This is a genomic window from Streptomyces sp. NBC_00289, from assembly GCF_041435115.1.
Taxonomy (GTDB): Bacteria; Actinomycetota; Actinomycetes; order Streptomycetales; family Streptomycetaceae; genus Streptomyces.
The window spans coordinates 7,289,883-7,306,092 of record NZ_CP108046.1; the positions used below are offsets into that span (position 1 = coordinate 7,289,883).

Genomic DNA, 16,210 nt, shown 5'->3' on the forward strand with positions numbered 1-16,210 from the left:
GCAATCCTCACACGATCGGATGAATGAACGTCGAAGTGTGCGATCGGCTGCTTACGCTCCGCTACATTCGCGCCGTTCACGAGGCCATAACGGCTGCTCACAGGCAATCCGGGCAAGGCGGCGGCCGCAGCGGCCGCCGCAAGGCCCGAAAGGCAGGAGACCGCACCGCAGATGACGGAACGACCCGCGCAGCGCACGCCCAACCGACAGCTCGCCGCGCTCATCGCAGAAGCGGGGTTCTCCAACGCGGGTCTCGCCCGTCGCGTGGACCAGCTCGGTCTCGAACACGGACTGGACCTCAGATACGACAAGACGTCCGTCACCCGGTGGCTGCGCGGGCAGCAGCCCAGGGGCACCACCCCCGCCCTGATCGCCGAGGTCTTCACCCGGCGCCTCGGGCGGCGCCTGACCGCCCAGGACCTCGGGCTCGACGCCTGCGCCCCCGTGTACGCCGGCCTGGAGTTCGCCGCCAGTCCCGAGGAGGCCGTCGACATCGTCGGCGGGCTGTGGCGCAAGGACTCCGGCAGCCACGCCGAGCTCCGCAAGATCGCCTTCACCCCGGCGGGGCTCGTCGTGCCCAGCCGGGACTGGCTGATCGGGCGGGCCGACGACCGGGTCGCCCGCGGCGAACCGCCCCTCCGCGTCCCGACGCAGGGCCGCCCGGGGGTGCCCCGCCAGCGCGGCCAGGTCGAGCGCGGCCCCGGCCAGAAGGTCAGCGGCGGCGACATCTCGGCGCTCCGCTCGGTCGGCGACCTGTTCCGCTCCCTCGACGACATGTACGGCGGCGGGCACGCCCGCCAGGCCCTCGTGCGCTACCTGGAGCACGAGTGCGAGCCGATGCTGCGCGGCACCTACGGCGAGCAGACCGGCCGCCGCCTGTTCGCGGCGGCCGCCGACCTGACCAGGCTCGCCGGCTGGACGTCGTACGACATCGCGGCGCACGGACTCGCCCAGCGCTACTTCGTCCAGGCGCTACGGCTGTCGCAGGCGGCCGCGGACCGGTCGTACGGCTCGTACGTGCTGGTCACGATGAGCCGGCAGGCCGTCTATCTCGGGCACGGGCGGGAGGCGGTGCAGCTCGCCCGGGTGGCACAGCAGGGGGTCGGCACCAGCGCCCCGCCCGCCGTCCAGGCACTGCTGCACTCGGCCGAGGCGCGCGGCCACGGCGTGCTCGGCGAGGTGCGGGCCTGCACGGCCTCGCTGGTACGGGCCGAGCGGGCCCTGGAGGCCGCCCGGCCCGGAGACGAGGTCCCGCACTGGGCCCGGTTCTTCGACGAGGCGCAGCTCGCCGACGAGTTCGGGCACTGTCACCGCGACCTGCAGCAGTTCCGCGCGGCCGCCCAGCACGCGGAACGCTCCCTGCAACTGCGCGCCCCCGTCTACGCCCGCAGCCGGCTGTTCTGCCGGGTCGTCCTGGCCTCCGCCCGCCTCGGCCTGGGCGAACTCGACCAGGCCTGCCAACTGGGCGCCGAAGCGGCCGGAGCGGCCGCGGAGATGCGCTCGGTACGAGCGATCGAGTACGTCAGGGACTTCGAACGCCGACTGGAGCCGTACAAGGACGCGGCCCCGGTACGCGGCTACCGCGACAAGGTCGCAGCTCTGGGGTGACCGCCCGAGACCACGGACCGGGGCGGCTTTCCCGACCCGGCCCCGCCTCGGGGCGGCCGGGCCCGGAGCGGAGCACCGCGGGCTGCCCCGCTTACGCAGGGTCGGCGGGGGCCGCCGGGGCCGCGGTGCCTGCCGGGCCTGCTCGGCCCGCAGGATTCCGAGTCGGGCCGGGTCGGCCGGGTCGTTCCGGGGCGACGCAGGGCAGGCGGGGCCTACCAGGCGCCGTGGTGCCTGCCGGGCCTGGTAGGCCCGCAGGATTCCGGGTCGGCCTGAGTCGGCCTGAGTCGGCTCGGGTCGGCTCGGGTCGGCTCGGGTCGGCCCGGGTCGGCCCGGGTCGTTCTGGGGCGTGGCCGTGGTCGGCAGCCTGGGGCAGCGCCGGGCCGGGCAGGCTTCGGCGCGTTGCGGGTGCGGGCGGTTGGTCGTCGGCGGGGCGGTGCCCCGCTTGCGCCGTGACTGCCGTGCCCGCAGAAGCTGTCGTGTCCATAGGGCCCTGACTCGGCCCGGGTCCGTCCGTGGCGTGGTCGGCAGCCCGGGACGGGCGGTCGTCGGCGCGTTGCGGTGCGGGCGGCTGCCGCGCCTGCGCTGTGCCTGCCGTGCCCACAGGCCCGCGGCGTTGCCGGGCCGGCAGCATCCGGGTCGGTCCGTGACGTGGTCCTGGTCGGCAGTGTGGTGGTGGCGCCGGGCCGGGCGGTCGTCGGCGCGTTGCGGGTGCGGCGGCTCCGGCGCTTGCCCTGTGCCTGCCGGGCCCGCAGGGGCCGTCGTGCCCGCACGGCCGGGTCGGGCCGGGGTGTGGCTGAGGCGGCGGCACGGCGGAGTCCGTGGGGAGGATCCGCCGTGCCTGCGTGGCGGCGGGGGGTCAGGCTGCCGGGCAGGTGTGGCTGAGGCGGTGGCACGGCGGTGTCCGTGGGGAGGATCCGCCGTGCCTGCGTGGCGGCGGGGGGGTCAGGCTGCCGGGCGGAGGGTGCGGGGTGGGTCGGCTGTGTGGAGGGGGCCGGTGGCGCGCAGGTCCGTCAGGATGGCGGATGCGGCGCGGTGGCCCGAGTGCAGCGCGCCCTGGACCGTGCTGGTGTCCCGGTGGTCGCCGCACACGTACAGGCCCGCCAGCAGGCGTACCGGGCGGCGCAGGTCGTGCGGTGGGCGCATCGCCGGTACGGCCTCGGCGGTGTGGTGCACGGCGAGCGTCTCCCAGGACGCGGTCGGGGTGCCGTAGAGCCGGGACAGGTGTGAGCGTACGGCGGTGTCGACGTCGGGCGGTGGCGGCCCCAGGACCGTCGAGGAGACGAGGGTGCGGCCCGCGGGAGCCCGGCTCGGGTCCACCTCGCTGACCACCGCGGTGTGCGCGACCGGGCCGCCGCGGTCCGCGTCGAGCAGCAGAAAGGCCCCGGTCGCCGGCGGCTCGTTCGTCGTGTGGTGCACCACCGTCACCGGGTGGAAGTCGGGTACCCGCAGGCCGGGGAGCAGGTCGGCGGCGGCCCGCGCGTCCGTCGCGACGAGCACCGCCCGGCACTGGATCTCCCCGTGCTCGGCGGTGGTCACCGAGGTCGTGGAGACGGCGGTCACCCGCACGCCGGTGTGCACGGTGTCCGGCGGCAGCCCCTGCCCGAGCAGCTCCGGCAGCGCCTCGGCGCCGCCCTCCGGCACGCACAGCCGCCCTCTGGCGAAGGCATGCAGCGCGAGGTCCGCGCACCGGCTGGACGTGGTCAGCTCGGGGTCGCACAGCAGCGCGGCCAGCAGGGGCCGCAGGAAGCCGTCGACCGTGCGGGCCGGGGCACCTCGGGCGGCGAGGGCCTGGCCGGCGGGCAGTTCGGGGCGGGCCAGCAGCCGTTCGACGGGCGTGCCCGCGATCCGGGTGAGCGCCGCGCCGAGGCGGGCCTGGTCGACGGGCGTGCCCAGCGGGGCGCCCGCGCGGACCCGGGGCGCGGACGGGCCGCGGGGGGCGCTCCGGGGGGCGCTTGCCAGGGCGCGCACCGCATGGAGTGCGCCCCTCGCGCCCCCCGTGTTCGCCGGGGCGCCCGCACGGTGGTGCCGTCCGTCGGCGTGCAGCAGAACACCGGGTGCGAAGGGACGCAGCACGAGCGCGTCGAGCCCCGGAGTCCGGCCCAGTTCGGGATACGCGGTGGACAGCAGCTGCCCGATCCGGTCGAGCCGGAAGCCGTCCACCTTCTCCGTCGTCATACGGCCGCCCACCCAGGGGGCGGCATCGAGGACCACGGTCCTCACTCCTGCGCTGGTCAACCGGTGCGCGGCCGAGAGTCCGGCGACCCCGGCTCCCACCACCACAACGTCAGCCTGGTACGCGGGCTCAAGCACGTGCCCCTCCTCGAGGTTGCGCGGCCGGCGGGAGCGTACTGCTCCCAACTGGCTCCGGGAATACCCGAGTTCGGGTCGAGGTTAGGGCCGCGACCGGCCCGGGGGAGTCGCGCATGCACAGGGCACGGACGCACGGCGGTCGCATGCGGCCCCAGACGGTCGCACACGGCCGCGAGGCGGGGCGCGGCGGTCACAGAGCAGCCCTGATCGCCCCCTCGATCTCCGGGAACGCAAAGGTGAACCCCGACTCCAGCAGCCGCATCGGCAGCACCCGTTGGCTGCCCAGAACGTCCCCGGCCATCTCGCCCAGCGCGGCCCGCAGCACGGGCGCGGGGACCGTGAACGCCGTCGGCCTGCGCAGCACGCGTCCCATCGCCTCGGTGATCTCACGGTTCGTCAGCGGCTGCGGCGCGGTCAGGTTGAACGGCCCGGACAGACCGTCGGTGTCGATGAGATGGCGGATCGCGGCCACCTCGTCGTGCAGTGAGACGAACGACCAGTACTGCCGCCCGTCGCCCATGCGTCCGCCCAGTCCGGCCTTCACGAGGGGGAACAGCCGTCCCCACGCCCCGCCCTCGCGGGCAACCACCAGCCCGGTGCGCGCGAACGCCGTCCGTACGCCCGCCTTCCGCGCGGGCGCCGCGGCAGCCTCCCACTCCACGCACACCGTGGGCAGGAAGCCGTCCCCGGGTGGCGCGTCCTCGTCCACGGCCCGGTCGCCGGTCTCCCCGTAGATGCCGATCGCGCTGCCGTTCACGAAGACGCGCGGCGGGACGTCGAGGGAGGCCACGGCCTCGGCGAGGGTCGCCGTACCGAGCACCCGGCTGCTGCGGATCCGCGCCTTGTACGCGTCCGTCCAGCGGCGCGAGCCGACCCCCGCCCCGGCCAGGTTGACCACGGCGTCGCAGCCGGCAAGCCCGGCCGTGTCGACATATCGGCGTTCCGGGTCCCAGCGGACCTCGTCCTCGGCCCGGGGCGCACGGCGCACCAGGCGCACCACCGCGTGCCCGTCGGCCGTCAGGGACCGGACCAGCGCGCCGCCGATGAGACCAGACGCACCGGCCACCGCGATTCGGGAACGTTCCATGACTCCATCCTGCCCGGTTGCCACGGAAAACCCCATGCGGGACCCTCACGTCCCCGCCGTAGGCTGGCCGCCATGCCGGTTCCGTACATACGTCACGCCACCCCTGAGGACGAGGAGACGCTCGGTCGCCTCGACCGCGCCACGTGGTCCACCCTGCACTCCGTCCAGCCGCCTCCCCGGCCGCCGTACCCGCCCTTCTACACCGAGCGGTTCGGGCCGCGGGACCACCTCGTCGCCGAGCTGGGCGGCGAGGTCGTCGGGTATCTCCGGCTGGGCTTCCCGACGTCCCTGGCGTGCAACGCCCACGTCCGGCAGGTCCAGGGTCTCGCCGTCTCCGACGAGGCGCGCGGCGCCGGGGTGGGGCGCGAACTGGTGCGGGCCGCGGTGCGGGAGGCCACGCGGCTGGGGGCCCGGCGCCTCACCCTGCGCGTCCTGGGCCACAACACCGCCGCCCGCAAGCTCTACGAGTCCGAGGGGTTCGTGGTGGAGGGCGTCCTGCCCGAGGAGTTCCTGCTGGACGGCGAGTACGTCGACGACGTGCTCATGGGACGCGCCCTCTGACCTGGTCGGCCGCGGCCGACCAGGTCAGAGGGCGCGATCTGCGCACGACCGGCCGCAGCGCGGCCCCCACCGCCACGGCCGCCGCCGCCACGAAACCGGCGAGCACCCGGCCGCGCCCGCCGGATTCGCCCGCGGGCGCGGCGGCGAGGGCCGACGGGGAGAGCGGCGCGAGGACGGCGGCGGCCCGTCGGAACACCTGGGCCACGGAGATCACCCGCACGCCGGTCCCGCTCAGGACGTGACCAGGTCACCCGTGTTCACCGGGGCCGTCGCGTCCGCCGCCCGCCGGGCGTCGGGGGCGACCTCGGCCGCCGTCAGGACGTAGCCGGTCTCGTCGTCGGAGGTGGAGCGGGCGAAGACGACGCCGTAGACCCTGCCGTCGGTGGTCAGCAGGGGGCCGCCGGAGTTGCCGGGGCGGACGGTGGACCGGATCGAGTAGATCTCGCGGGTGACCATCGCGTTGTTGTAGATGTTCTGCCCCTTGGCCCGGATCCGGCCCGCGACCGTCGCCGCCTGCAGATTCAGGTCGCCGTCCTGCGGATACCCCGCGACGACCGCGGAGTCGCCGCGCTCGGCCTTGCCGTCGAAGCGCAGCACGGGCGCCCGCAGGTCCGGGACGTACAGCACCGCCACGTCCTTGTCGGGGTCGAAGAGCACCACCCGCGCCTCGTACGACCGCCCGACGCCCCCGATCCGCACGTTCGGCCGGTCGATGCCGGCCACCACGTGCGCGTTGGTCATCACGTGCCGGTCCGCGTACACGAAGCCGCTGCCCTCGCGGCCCTGGTCGCCGGAGACCCCCTCGATCTTCACCGTGCTGGTCTTGGCGGCGTTCGTGGCACTCGCCGTGACGCTGTCGCCGGTGGGCTTGGCGACCTCGGCCGTCGACTCGTTCTCGAACGGGTTGAAGACCTGCGGGAAACCCGCCTCGGTGAGCGCGGACGTGGCTCGGGAGAACCAGGTGGGCGTCGTGTCCGGCATGGTGTCCTGCACCGCGCCCAGCAGCACGGAGTCCCGGATGGCCGTGGTGACCAGCGGGGACGAGGACACGCCCAGCACGCTCGCGGCCACCCAGGCCACGATCAGCACGGCCACCGAGTTCGCGGCGGCCCCGCCCACGCCGTCGGCCACCCTGAGCGGTCCGCCGTCCAGTTCGCGCCGCAGCTTCAGGGCCAGCCGCCCCGCCAGCTCGTGCCCGACCACGCCCGGCACCAGCACGGTCAGCACCGCCGTCACCGTGGCCGCGGTGGTCCCCGGCGTGGCCAGGTCCATCATCCAGGGCAGCACCCACACGCCGACGACCGCGCCGCCCACGAACCCGGCCAGCGAGACACAGCCGGCCACCAGCCCACGCCGGTAGCCGGAAGCCGCGTAGGCCAGGACGGCCAGCAACAGCAGGATGTCGAGCAGGTCCACGGAGCCGCCTTTCTCTCGGACCCCTCAGGGGGCGTCTCCTAGTACGCGCCGGACGGGCCCAGTGATCAGCCAACCGCGCGCGGCCCCCGGAACCGGCCACACGTGCGTCCACCCGGGAAAACGTCGTGGACCAGGACGATGGTTCCACCGGGTGGCACAGCCCACATCGCGGACGGAGCGGATCAGGCCGACAGTGGGTCCATGCGTGTCTTCCGAAGAGCGCGGGGGGCGCGGAAACGGCGGGCGGTACGAATACCCGGCGCCGTGGTCGTGCTGCTGGCCTGTCTGCCCGTGATCGCCGCCGTGGGCGCGCTCGCCCTGTCCGCGAGCGACGCCGACCGAGACGGTGAGGCGGCGGCGCGGCAGGCCGTCGCGGCCCGGCCCGAAAGCCGGCACACCGCGGCCAGACCGCGGATCGTGCCGCGGTCGGCCTGGGCCGGCGACGACGCCCGCGACCGGCCGCCCCCGCGCTACGACGACAAGGTCGTCGCCGTCTTCGTCCACCACACCGACTCGCCCAACGGCTACGCCTGCGCCGACGTGCCCCGCATCATCCGCTACCTCGCGGCGGGCCAGACCGGCGCCCGCCAGTGGGACGACATCGGCTACAACTTCCTCGTCGACCGCTGCGGCACCATCTACGAGGGCCGTGCGGGCGGCATCGACCGCCCCGTCACGGGAGCCCACACACAGGGCTTCAACCACCGCACGTCGGGCATCGCAGCCCTGGGCACCTTCACGGCCGGAGTGCCCGTGCCCCGGGCCATGACCGACGCGATCGCCGCGCTGGCCGCCTGGAAACTGGGCCTGACGGGCGTCGACCCGCGCTCCCGGGTGAAGCTGGTCTCCAGCAACAGTCACAGCCGGTTCGCGTCCGGTACCTCCGCCACCCTGCCCACCCTCGCGGGCCACGACGACGGCTACATGACCAGCTGCCCCGGCGCGGCCCTCAGCGCCCGGCTGCCGGAGATCAGGGAGCGGGCGGCGCGGCTCCAGGGCCGAAGATGAGCCGACGGGGCGTACGGCCGCGCGGGCGGGGGCCCGCCCGTGCTCGGCCCGGGCCCCCGGCCGGCAGGTCCACAGGAACGCCACAGCCGGTACGCAGACCACTCAGATCCCCGCGATCTACGGTCGTCACCAGAAGCCGACCGGAGGTGGGGATCATGAGCAGCAGTCGTAACGAGTCCACGCAACGGACCGCGGGCTGGAGCAGGGCCGTACGCGGCCCCTGGACGGTGGTCTGCGCCGTCGCGACGGTCATTCTGGGCCCGGCCGCCGTCACGGCGTCCGCACTGGACCAGGCCAACGCGGCACCGCTGCACCACGCGGTGAAGGCCGACCAGAAGCAGGCGTACATCCCGACGGACCCGAGCCGCCGACGGGCCGCGGCCTGACGCCCTTCGAGGGCGCTGTGGTGAGTCAGGCTCTGAAGCGCTCCCACAGCTTGGGGAAGCGTTCCGCGAGTACGCGGTCGTGCTCGAAGTCGACGGGCGTGCCCTCCGGTTCGGTGGGCGGGGGGAGGATGCCGAGGTCGGGGGCGACGGTGCCGGTGAGCTGTTCGTAGGCCTCGTCGGCCGCGTAGCCGAGATCCTCGCCGTCGCCGTCGATCTCCTCGTCGAAGTCGTCCAGCAGGCCGGCGAGGGAGTCGGCGTCGTGCACGGCGGCCTCGTACACCTCCCGGCCCTGGCCGATCAGCCAGCACCGGAAGAAGTCGAAGGCGTCGTCGCTCGCTCCGTCCAGCAGGACCGCGGCGGCACCCCAAAGGTCCCAGGTGTAGGCGCGGTTGTAGCGGGCCTCGAAGTGACGGGCGAAGTCGAGGACCACCTCGGGGTCGAACTGGAGCAGCCGGTCCACGAGGAGGTCGGCCTGGTCCTCCGGGTCGCCCCCGGCGGCATCGCGGGTGGCGTCCACCAGCTCCCAGAACTCCGTCTCGTCCATCACGGGACAAGCATCAGCCCTGGACGGGTGGGGCGCACGTGGAGTGCGGCGGATTGTTATGTCCCGTACAGCCCGGCCAGCCGCAGCGCGTCGCCCGCGAAGCGCGCCCGCAGCCGCTCCGGCGCCAGCACCTCCACCTCCGGTCCGAGCGCGGTGAGCTGGGTGTGGGCGACCTCCTCGGACTCCACCGCCAGGGTCACCGTCACCCGCCCCTCGGCGTCCGGGTCGCCCGCGGACCCCAGCGCCTCCCGGGCGGTCGGTGGATCGACGGCGTACGGCAGTCTCCGCACCCCCTCCTTCGACAGTCGCACCTCGACCTCGGCCCGCAGGATCGAGCGCGCGAACTGCTCCGCCCGCTCCGCCCAGAAGTCCGGCAGGTCGAAGTCCTCCGCCCGTTCGAAGCGTTCCCCCGCCGCCTCCACCGCCGTGAACCGGTCGATGCGGTACACCCGGAAGGAACCACCGTCCGCCACCCGTGCGCACAGATACCAGACCCCGGCCTTCAGGACGAGACCGTACGGTTCGAGCTCGCGCCCCACCTCGGCCTCCCGGCTCCGGTAGCGCGCGGTGATCCGCCGGTCGTCCCACACCGCCTCCGCGACGGCGGGCAGCAGTCCGGGCGTCTCGGGCTCCTGGAACCAGCTCGGCGCGTCCAGGTGGAAGCGCTGGGCAGCCGTCCGGGAGGCGTCCCGCAGGGAGGGCAGCAGGGCCGCGGACACCTTGAGGCGGGCCGCGGAGGCGGTGTCCCCCAGCCCCATCTCGCGCAGCGCTCCCGGCACGCCGCTGAGGAACAGCGCCTCGGCCTCGCTCCGGGCGAGCCCGGTCAGCCGGGTGCGGTAGCCGCCGACGAGCCGGTACCCGCCGGCCCGCCCCCGGTCGGCGTACACCGGGATCCCCGCCTCCGACAGCGCCTGCGCGTCGCGCGTGACCGTCCGCTCGGACACCTCCAGCTCCCGCGCCAGCTCGGCGGCGGTCATGGAGGGCCGGGACTGGAGCAGCAGCACCATCTTGATCAGCCGGGCAGCACGCATACGGCCATGATGCCGGGGCCCACCGACAACGAAGGGGCACGGCAGCCGCCGTACCCCTTCGTGGAACCCCTGGTCCCGCCGCAGGCCTTACAGGCCGTAGCGCTCCCGGGCCTCCTTGACCGCCGAGGCCTTGACCTCGCCGCGGCGGGCGAGCTGGGCCAGCGCGGCGACGACGATCGACTGGGCGTCGACGCCGAAGTGGCGGCGGGCGGCGTCACGGGTGTCGGAGAGGCCGAAGCCGTCCGCGCCCAGCGACGAGTAGTCCTGCTCGACCCACTGCGCGATCTGGTCCGGGACCTGGCGCATGTAGTCGGAGACCGCGAGGACCGGGCCCTCGGCGCCGGCCAGCGCCTGACGGACGTACGGCACGCGCTCCTCGCCGCGCAGCAGGGCCGCGTCGGCGTCCAGCGCGTCCCGGCGCAGCTCGGTCCAGGAGGTCGCCGACCAGACGTCGGCCGCGACGCCCCACTCCTCGGCGAGCAGCTTCTGTGCCGCGAGCGTCCAGTGGATCGCCGTGCCGGAACCGAGGAGCTGGAGGCGCGGGGCGTTGGCCACCGGGGACAGCCCGGCCGACTCCGCCGTGTTGAAGCGGTACAGGCCCTTGACGATGCCCTCGTCGAGACCGGGCGTGGACGGCTTGGCCGGCTGCGGCATCGGCTCGTTGTACACGGTGAGGTAGTAGAAGACGTTCTGGTCCTCGCCCGGCGCGGCCTCGCCGTACATACGGCGCAGACCGTCCTTGACGATCGTCGCCACCTCGTAGGCGAACGCGGGGTCGTAGCTCAGCGCGGCCGGGTTGGTCGCGGCGATGACGGGGGAGTGGCCGTCGGCGTGCTGGAGGCCCTCGCCCGTCAGCGTCGTACGGCCGGCCGTGGCACCGACGAGGAAGCCGCGGCCGAGCTGGTCGCCGAGCTGCCACATCTGGTCGGCCGTGCGCTGCCAGCCGAACATCGAGTAGAAGATGTAGAACGGGATCATCGCCTCACCGTGCGTGGAGTACGCGGTGGACGCGGCGATGAAGTCGGCCATCGAACCGGCCTCGGTGATCCCCTCGTTGAGGATCTGCCCGTTCTTGGCCTCCTTGTAGTACATCAGCTGGTCACGGTCGACCGGCTCGTACGTCTGCCCCTTCGGCGAGTAGATGCCGAGGGAGGGAAAGAGGCTCTCCATGCCGAAGGTGCGCGCCTCGTCGGGGACGATCGGCACCCAGCGCTTGCCACTCTCCTTGTCGCGGACCAGGTCCTTGACCAGGCGGACGAACGCCATGGTCGTGGCGATGTTCTGGCTGCCGGAACCCTTGTCGAAGGAGGTGAACGCCTTCTCCGCCGGGGCGGGCAACGGGGCCAGGGCATGCGTACGGCGGGCGGGGGCCGGGCCGCCGAGGGTCGCGCGGCGCTCCTGGAGGTAGCGGACCTCGGGGGAGTCGGCGCCGGGGTGGCCGTAGGGCACGACCCCGTCGACGAACTGGCTGTCGGAGATGGGAAGTTCGAGAAGGTCACGCATCGTCTTGAACTCGTCCACCGAGAGCTTCTTCATCTGGTGGTTGGCGTTCTTCGACGCGAAGCCCTCGCCGAGGGTGTGGCCCTTGACGGTCTGGGCCAGGATGACGGTCGGCGCGCCCTTGTGCTCGACGGCCGCCTTGTAGGCCGCGTAGACCTTCCGCGCCTCGTGGCCACCGCGGGAGAGGTGGAAGCACTCGAGGATCTTGTCGTCGCTCAGCAGCTTCGCCATCTCGACGAGCGCCGGGTCGGCGCCGAAGAAGTCCTGACGGATGTAGGCGGCGTCGCGGGTCTGGTACGTCTGGACCTGGGCGTCGGGTACCTGGCGCAGGCGGCGGACGAGCGCGCCCGTGGTGTCGAGCTGGAACAGCTCGTCCCAGGCGTTGCCCCACAGCGACTTGACGACGTTCCAGCCGGCGCCGCGGAACTGGGCCTCCAGCTCCTGCACGATCTTGAAGTTGGCGCGGACCGGGCCGTCGAGGCGCTGCAGGTTGCAGTTGATGACGAAGGTCAGGTTGTCCAGACCCTCGCGCGCGGCCAGGGCGAGTGCCGCGGTCGACTCGGGCTCGTCCATCTCGCCGTCGCCCAGGAAGGCCCACACGTGGGACGCGGAGACGTCCTTGATGTCGCGGTTGGTCAGATAGCGGTTGAAGCGCGCCTGGTAGATCGCCGACAGCGGGCCGAGGCCCATCGAGACGGTCGGGAACTCCCACAGCCAGGGCAGCCGGCGGGGGTGCGGGTACGACGGGAGGCCGTTGCCGCCCGCCTCCTGGCGGAAGTTGTCGAGGTGCTGCTCGGTCAGCCGGCCGTCGAGGAAGGCGCGGGCGTAGATGCCGGGGGAGGCGTGGCCCTGGATGTAGAGCTGGTCGCCCGAACCGTCGGCCTCCTTGCCCTTGAAGAAGTGGTTGAAGCCGGTCTCGTACAGCCAGGCCGCGGAGGCGAAGGTGGCGATGTGGCCGCCGACGCCGTGTTTCGCGCCCCGGGTGACCATCGCGGCCGCGTTCCAGCGGTTCCACGCGGTGATCCGGCGCTCCATCGCCTCGTCACCGGGCGCGGACGGCTCGGCGGCGGTCGGGATGGAGTTGACGTAGTCGGTCTCGAGCAGCTTGGGCAGCGCGATGCCGTTGCCCTCGGCGCGCTCCAGCGTGCGGCGCATCAGGTACGCGGCACGGTGCGGCCCGGCCGCCTTGGTGACGGCGTCCAGGGAGGCCTGCCATTCGGCGGTCTCCTCGGGGTCGCGGTCCGGGAGCTGGTCGAGCTCGCTCGGCTGGATGGCGTTGGGGTCGGTCATGTCGCCGCCTTCCTCAGTCGAAGGGGTTCCCTGTGGGGTTTTGGGGGTGCCCTTTGTCTTTGGCAGGACAGGGCGTGGGCTCTGGTAGGAGTCCGTCGGTGACTGTAACTCGCTGATCGATGATCGATCAAAGGGTTGAGGGGCAAAACCTCTTGATCACGAGAAAGTCGGCACGCGGTGCCTCGGCCGAAGGCACGGGGTGTCGTGTCTTCGGGCCGGGTTCTCCGAGGCTCTTTGGACCGTTTTCGCAGGTGAGCGTGGGGGCGCTCGGCTGTCGCGAGGTGGTCGTAGGACCGCCGGAGGACCGCTGAAGGACGGCCCGTGGACCGCCGTAGGAGCGCTGGAGGACCGCCGTAGGGTCGTCGCAAACCGTCGTACGGTGGCCGCGGGGTCGTTCCGAAGGCCGCACTGCAGTGGGCGCGAACCGTCCTGTAGTGGGCGCGAACCGCCCCGCAGTCGTCGCGAACCGTCCCGGAGCAGTCGGCGCGGAGCCGTCTCAGGGTCGCGGGGCGCAGCCCAGGACGTGCGCCTTCACGATCTCGGCGATCCGCGGATCCCGCCGCCGGAACGCGGCCACCAGCTCCTCGTGCTCCTCCGCGTACGACTGCTGCACCGTCCCCAGCCAGCGGATGGACAGCGCAGTGAACACCTCGATGCCGAGGCCCTCCCAGGTGTGCAGCAGCACCGAGTTGCCGGCCGCCCGCACCAGCTCCCGGTGGAAGCCCACCGTGTGCCGCACCTGGCCCGTCCCGTCCGCCCTGCGGTCCGCCTCGTACAGGGCCGCGACGTGCGGTTCCAGGGCCGAGCAGTCCTCCGCGAGACCAGCCGCCGCCAGCTCCGCCGCGATCGCCTCGAGGCCGGCCCGGACCGGGTAGCTCTCCTCCAGGTCGGCGGCGGTCAGGTTCCGCACCCGTACGCCCTTGTTCGGCGCCGACTCGATCAGCCGCAGCGACTCCAGCTCGCGCAGCGCCTCCCGCACCGGGGTCTGGCTGACCTCCAGCTCGGTGGCGATCCGGCGTTCGACGATCCGCTCGCCCGGCTTCCAGCGCCCGCTGACGATCCCCTCCACGATGTGCTCGCGGATCTGCTCGCGCAGCGAGTGGACGACGGGCGCGGTCATGAGTGCTCCTTAGGGAGGGGCCGCCCATCGGCCCCTGGGGCGTTTGACGTTTAGACAATAAGGCCGGGGGCCTGTCCGGGAGAGGCGCACGGGGGCGCTTTCATGCAGGTGAGACGAGACTTACACGCCTGTCACGGCGGCGTTTCCCGTAAAGCCCCGTACCGGGTCCGGCCCGGAGCCGTCACCGCCGTGTCACCGCGCGAACCCGCGGGGCCGCGGATGTGTCGTGGTCGGCGAGGGGGCTCGCTCGGAGGCGCCCCCGGGAACGGCGGGGGACGGCATGGACATCGGGGGACGGACCGGAAGGCGGTGGCGGTCCGCCGCGGCCGCGGTGGGTGTGGTGGCGGTGCTCGTGGGCGTCGCCGGGTGCCGGCAGATGCCCACCCGCGCGCAGCCGGAGCCGAGCGCGTCGTACCAGGTCAGGGGCGGGGACGACAACTTTGTCGCCGGAGTCGACGCGCGGCCCGGTGAGCTCACCGTGCGGGTCGGGGCGCTGGTGGGACCGGAACGGCCGGACAGGGTCCCGGCAGCATCGGACGGGGCGTCGGCACCACGGTAGCGCCGCCGGAACGGCGATGCCCCCGCCCGGAGTTCCGGACGCTGTTGGTAAATCCGCCCCGCTGGATCTCATCCGGCGGGGCGGAGTGCTGCGAAGGGTGAGACGCGGGTGCGGGCGAGGGGTCTGCCGGTGAGCCAGGCATCGATGCGGGCGAGGTTGATGGCGGCGCCGGTGAAGTGGTGTTGCAGTCGGGTCTTTGCGAGACCGCGGTAGCGGGATCTGCGCAGGCCGAAGGCTTGGACGCCTTGGGAGATGCTGCCCTCGACGCCGGCGCGGTGTCCGTAGCGGCGGCGCCAGTGGTCGGTGTCCTGCTCGGTGCGGGCCTGCTGAAGAATCTCGTGCTCGGCTTTCGGCCGCAGGGTCAGGTTGCGGCCGGTTCCGGCGTTGGTGCAGGACGTTCGCAGTTCGCAGGGGCCGCAGTGCCGTTCGGCGAAGCGGACGCGGGTGACCGGGGTGCCTCGGTGGCTGCGGGTGTCTCGCCACGAAACGCTGATGTGGCCACCAGGACAGACGGCGTGGCGCTGGTCCCAGTCGATGGTGAAGCGGGTGCTGTCGAAGAAGCCGCCGGTCACCTGGTGCCGGTTGGTGTTCTTCCCCACCGGTCCGACGAGGTCGATGCTGTGATCGCGGCGGGCGTGGTGGATCTGCTCGGCATCCACGTATCCGGCGTCCACCAGGTGTTCGTCCGGCACCAGTCCGCGTTCAGCCAGGGCGGTGTGGATGTCCTCCAGCACCGCGCCGTCGGTCACTGGTGCCGGGGTGGTGTGGATGTGGGTGATCAGGTGCGGGGCGTCGGGCTCGCAGGTCTCGCTGAGATGAACCTTGTATCCGGACCAGCCCAGATCCCGCTTCGCCCCGGTCCTGGCCTCGGGCTCGTGCGGGGTGCGTAAGCGGATCAGACCGGGCGGGGTGTTCTTCGGCTCCCGCCAGCGCACGGCCCCCTCGGCCTGGTGGAACTGCTGCACCCAGGTCTGACGCAGGAACTCCACCGCGGGCAGATGCCGCAGGCCGGGCGGTGCCGACGCCGACCAGGCGGCTTGGAGCAGCACCATGCCGTCGGCCCCGCACTGGTCGCCGTGCTCGACGCGGGCGGCCCACCGGGAGGGGAAACGGCTGTCCTCCGGCCGGGCCGAGTACCGGTCGAACCACTCCGGCGCCGCCACGGTCACCAGCCAGTCCCCGGCCGCCTCGGCGATCTGGTTCAGTGCCGTGCGCAGCGTCTCGACCACGAACTCCAGCCGGCTCAGGTCCCTGGTCACGGCCAGTACATGAGTGGCGTCCGTGCGCTGCCGCTTGCCCGCCGTGACCAGCCCCGCTTCCCCGGCGGCGGTCAGTACCGCGTCGAACACCGCCCGGCCCGCATCCGACTCGGCTAGCCGGGCCCGGAACTCACTGAGCACGGAGAAGTCGAACCCCGTGTCGGCCAGCTCCAGCGACAGGGCGTACTTCCAGTCCAGACGCGAGCGCACCGCGTGCGCGGCCTGCCGGTCGGTCAGCCCCTCCGCGAACTGCAACACCGACACCAGCGCCAGCCGGGCCGGTGACACCGCCGGACGCCCTCGCACCGGGAACAGCTCCTCGAAATCGACGTCGGCGAAGACCGGCCCGAGCGCATCCCGTACCCGCATCACCAGACAGCCCTTCGGGAACACCGCACGCGCCAACCGCACGGTCTCCTCAGGGATCTCCGCCAACTCCACCCCACGCAACGACACGAACCCACCCCAGAAACACGACGACGGCCTGCACAACCCCAACGGGGTCACACAGGCCGTCGTCACGCAAACCCC

At 73.2% G+C, this 16,210-nt stretch carries 14 protein-coding genes; 5 read left to right on the forward strand and 9 right to left on the reverse strand.

The features are described from left to right. Positions 1-171 precede the first annotated feature (171 nt). Positions 172-1,608 (forward strand): regulator, encoded by a 1,437-nt coding sequence (locus OG985_RS32940; protein ID WP_371671988.1) that lies wholly within the window; start codon positions 172-174, stop codon positions 1,606-1,608. A gap of 942 nt (positions 1,609-2,550) precedes the next feature. Here the strand turns inward: OG985_RS32940 and OG985_RS32945 are convergent. Continuing rightward, positions 2,551-3,918, reverse strand: coding sequence for an NAD(P)/FAD-dependent oxidoreductase (locus OG985_RS32945; protein WP_371671989.1), 1,368 nt, complete (start codon positions 3,916-3,918; stop codon positions 2,551-2,553). Positions 3,919-4,108: 190 nt separating this feature from the next. Beyond that, positions 4,109-5,005, reverse strand: a complete 897-nt coding sequence (locus OG985_RS32950; RefSeq protein WP_371671990.1) for a TIGR01777 family oxidoreductase — start codon at positions 5,003-5,005, stop codon at positions 4,109-4,111. Between the two features lie 72 nt (positions 5,006-5,077). On the opposite strand from OG985_RS32950, the gene OG985_RS32955 reads away from it, so the two are divergent. Further along, positions 5,078-5,566 (forward strand): N-acetyltransferase family protein, encoded by a 489-nt coding sequence (locus OG985_RS32955; protein WP_371671991.1) that lies wholly within the window; start codon positions 5,078-5,080, stop codon positions 5,564-5,566. Here OG985_RS32955 and OG985_RS32960 read toward each other — a convergent pair. Next, positions 5,547-5,771 carry a hypothetical protein gene (locus OG985_RS32960; RefSeq protein ID WP_371671992.1) on the reverse strand — a complete coding sequence of 75 codons (225 nt, stop codon included), beginning with the start codon at positions 5,769-5,771 and terminating at the stop codon, positions 5,547-5,549. The genes OG985_RS32955 and OG985_RS32960 overlap by 20 nt on opposite strands. Positions 5,772-5,797: 26 nt before the next feature. Then, positions 5,798-6,982, reverse strand: coding sequence for a MarP family serine protease (locus OG985_RS32965; RefSeq protein ID WP_371671993.1), 1,185 nt, complete (start codon positions 6,980-6,982; stop codon positions 5,798-5,800). Positions 6,983-7,183: 201 nt separating this feature from the next. On the opposite strand from OG985_RS32965, the gene OG985_RS32970 reads away from it, so the two are divergent. After that, entirely contained in the window at positions 7,184-7,990 is an 807-nt protein-coding gene (locus OG985_RS32970) for a peptidoglycan recognition protein (RefSeq protein WP_371671994.1), read from the forward strand. A gap of 155 nt (positions 7,991-8,145) precedes the next feature. Next, positions 8,146-8,376 carry a hypothetical protein gene (locus OG985_RS32975; protein ID WP_371671995.1) on the forward strand — a complete coding sequence of 77 codons (231 nt, stop codon included), beginning with the start codon at positions 8,146-8,148 and terminating at the stop codon, positions 8,374-8,376. 25 nt (positions 8,377-8,401) lie between these two features. Here the strand turns inward: OG985_RS32975 and OG985_RS32980 are convergent, their stop codons facing one another. The 4 genes from OG985_RS32980 to OG985_RS32995 all read right to left on the reverse strand — a co-directional run bounded on the left by OG985_RS32980 (position 8,402) and on the right by OG985_RS32995 (position 13,861). Further along, positions 8,402-8,920: a DUF4240 domain-containing protein gene (locus OG985_RS32980; RefSeq protein ID WP_371674572.1), complete on the reverse strand. Its 519-nt coding sequence runs from the start codon at positions 8,918-8,920 to the stop codon at positions 8,402-8,404. A 56-nt stretch (positions 8,921-8,976) separates the two neighbouring features. Further along, positions 8,977-9,951 (reverse strand): helix-turn-helix transcriptional regulator, encoded by a 975-nt coding sequence (locus OG985_RS32985; protein ID WP_371671996.1) that lies wholly within the window; start codon positions 9,949-9,951, stop codon positions 8,977-8,979. Positions 9,952-10,038: 87 nt separating this feature from the next. Beyond that, positions 10,039-12,741, reverse strand: coding sequence for a pyruvate dehydrogenase (acetyl-transferring), homodimeric type (aceE, locus tag OG985_RS32990; RefSeq protein ID WP_371671997.1), 2,703 nt, complete (start codon positions 12,739-12,741; stop codon positions 10,039-10,041). A 496-nt stretch (positions 12,742-13,237) separates the two neighbouring features. Further along, positions 13,238-13,861 (reverse strand): GntR family transcriptional regulator, encoded by a 624-nt coding sequence (locus tag OG985_RS32995; RefSeq protein WP_371671998.1) that lies wholly within the window; start codon positions 13,859-13,861, stop codon positions 13,238-13,240. A 280-nt stretch (positions 13,862-14,141) separates the two neighbouring features. Here OG985_RS32995 and OG985_RS33000 point away from each other — a divergent pair, with 280 nt between their 5' ends. Further along, positions 14,142-14,420, forward strand: a complete 279-nt coding sequence (locus tag OG985_RS33000) for a hypothetical protein (protein ID WP_371671999.1) — start codon at positions 14,142-14,144, stop codon at positions 14,418-14,420. A 68-nt stretch (positions 14,421-14,488) separates the two neighbouring features. On the opposite strand, the gene OG985_RS33005 is transcribed toward OG985_RS33000, so the two are convergent. Then, entirely contained in the window at positions 14,489-16,135 is a 1,647-nt protein-coding gene (locus OG985_RS33005; RefSeq protein WP_331718584.1) for an IS1182 family transposase, read from the reverse strand. Positions 16,136-16,210: the final 75 nt, after the last annotated feature.

Excerpts from the sequence above, each read along its gene's own strand:
- OG985_RS32995 (WP_371671998.1), bottom strand. The coding sequence starts at position 13,861 with ATGACCGCGCCCGTCGTCCACTCGCTGCGCGAGCAGATCCGCGAGCAC.
- OG985_RS32950 (WP_371671990.1), bottom strand. The coding sequence starts at position 5,005 with ATGGAACGTTCCCGAATCGCGGTGGCCGGTGCGTCTGGTCTCATCGGC.
- OG985_RS32975 (WP_371671995.1), top strand. The coding sequence starts at position 8,146 with ATGAGCAGCAGTCGTAACGAGTCCACGCAACGGACCGCGGGCTGGAGC.
- OG985_RS32980 (WP_371674572.1), bottom strand. The coding sequence starts at position 8,920 with ATGGACGAGACGGAGTTCTGGGAGCTGGTGGACGCCACCCGCGATGCC.
- OG985_RS33000 (WP_371671999.1), top strand. The coding sequence starts at position 14,142 with ATGGACATCGGGGGACGGACCGGAAGGCGGTGGCGGTCCGCCGCGGCC.
- OG985_RS32940 (WP_371671988.1), top strand. The coding sequence starts at position 172 with ATGACGGAACGACCCGCGCAGCGCACGCCCAACCGACAGCTCGCCGCG.
- OG985_RS32985 (WP_371671996.1), bottom strand. The coding sequence starts at position 9,951 with ATGCGTGCTGCCCGGCTGATCAAGATGGTGCTGCTGCTCCAGTCCCGG.
- aceE (WP_371671997.1), bottom strand. The coding sequence starts at position 12,741 with ATGACCGACCCCAACGCCATCCAGCCGAGCGAGCTCGACCAGCTCCCG.
- OG985_RS32955 (WP_371671991.1), top strand. The coding sequence starts at position 5,078 with ATGCCGGTTCCGTACATACGTCACGCCACCCCTGAGGACGAGGAGACG.
- OG985_RS32970 (WP_371671994.1), top strand. The coding sequence starts at position 7,184 with ATGCGTGTCTTCCGAAGAGCGCGGGGGGCGCGGAAACGGCGGGCGGTA.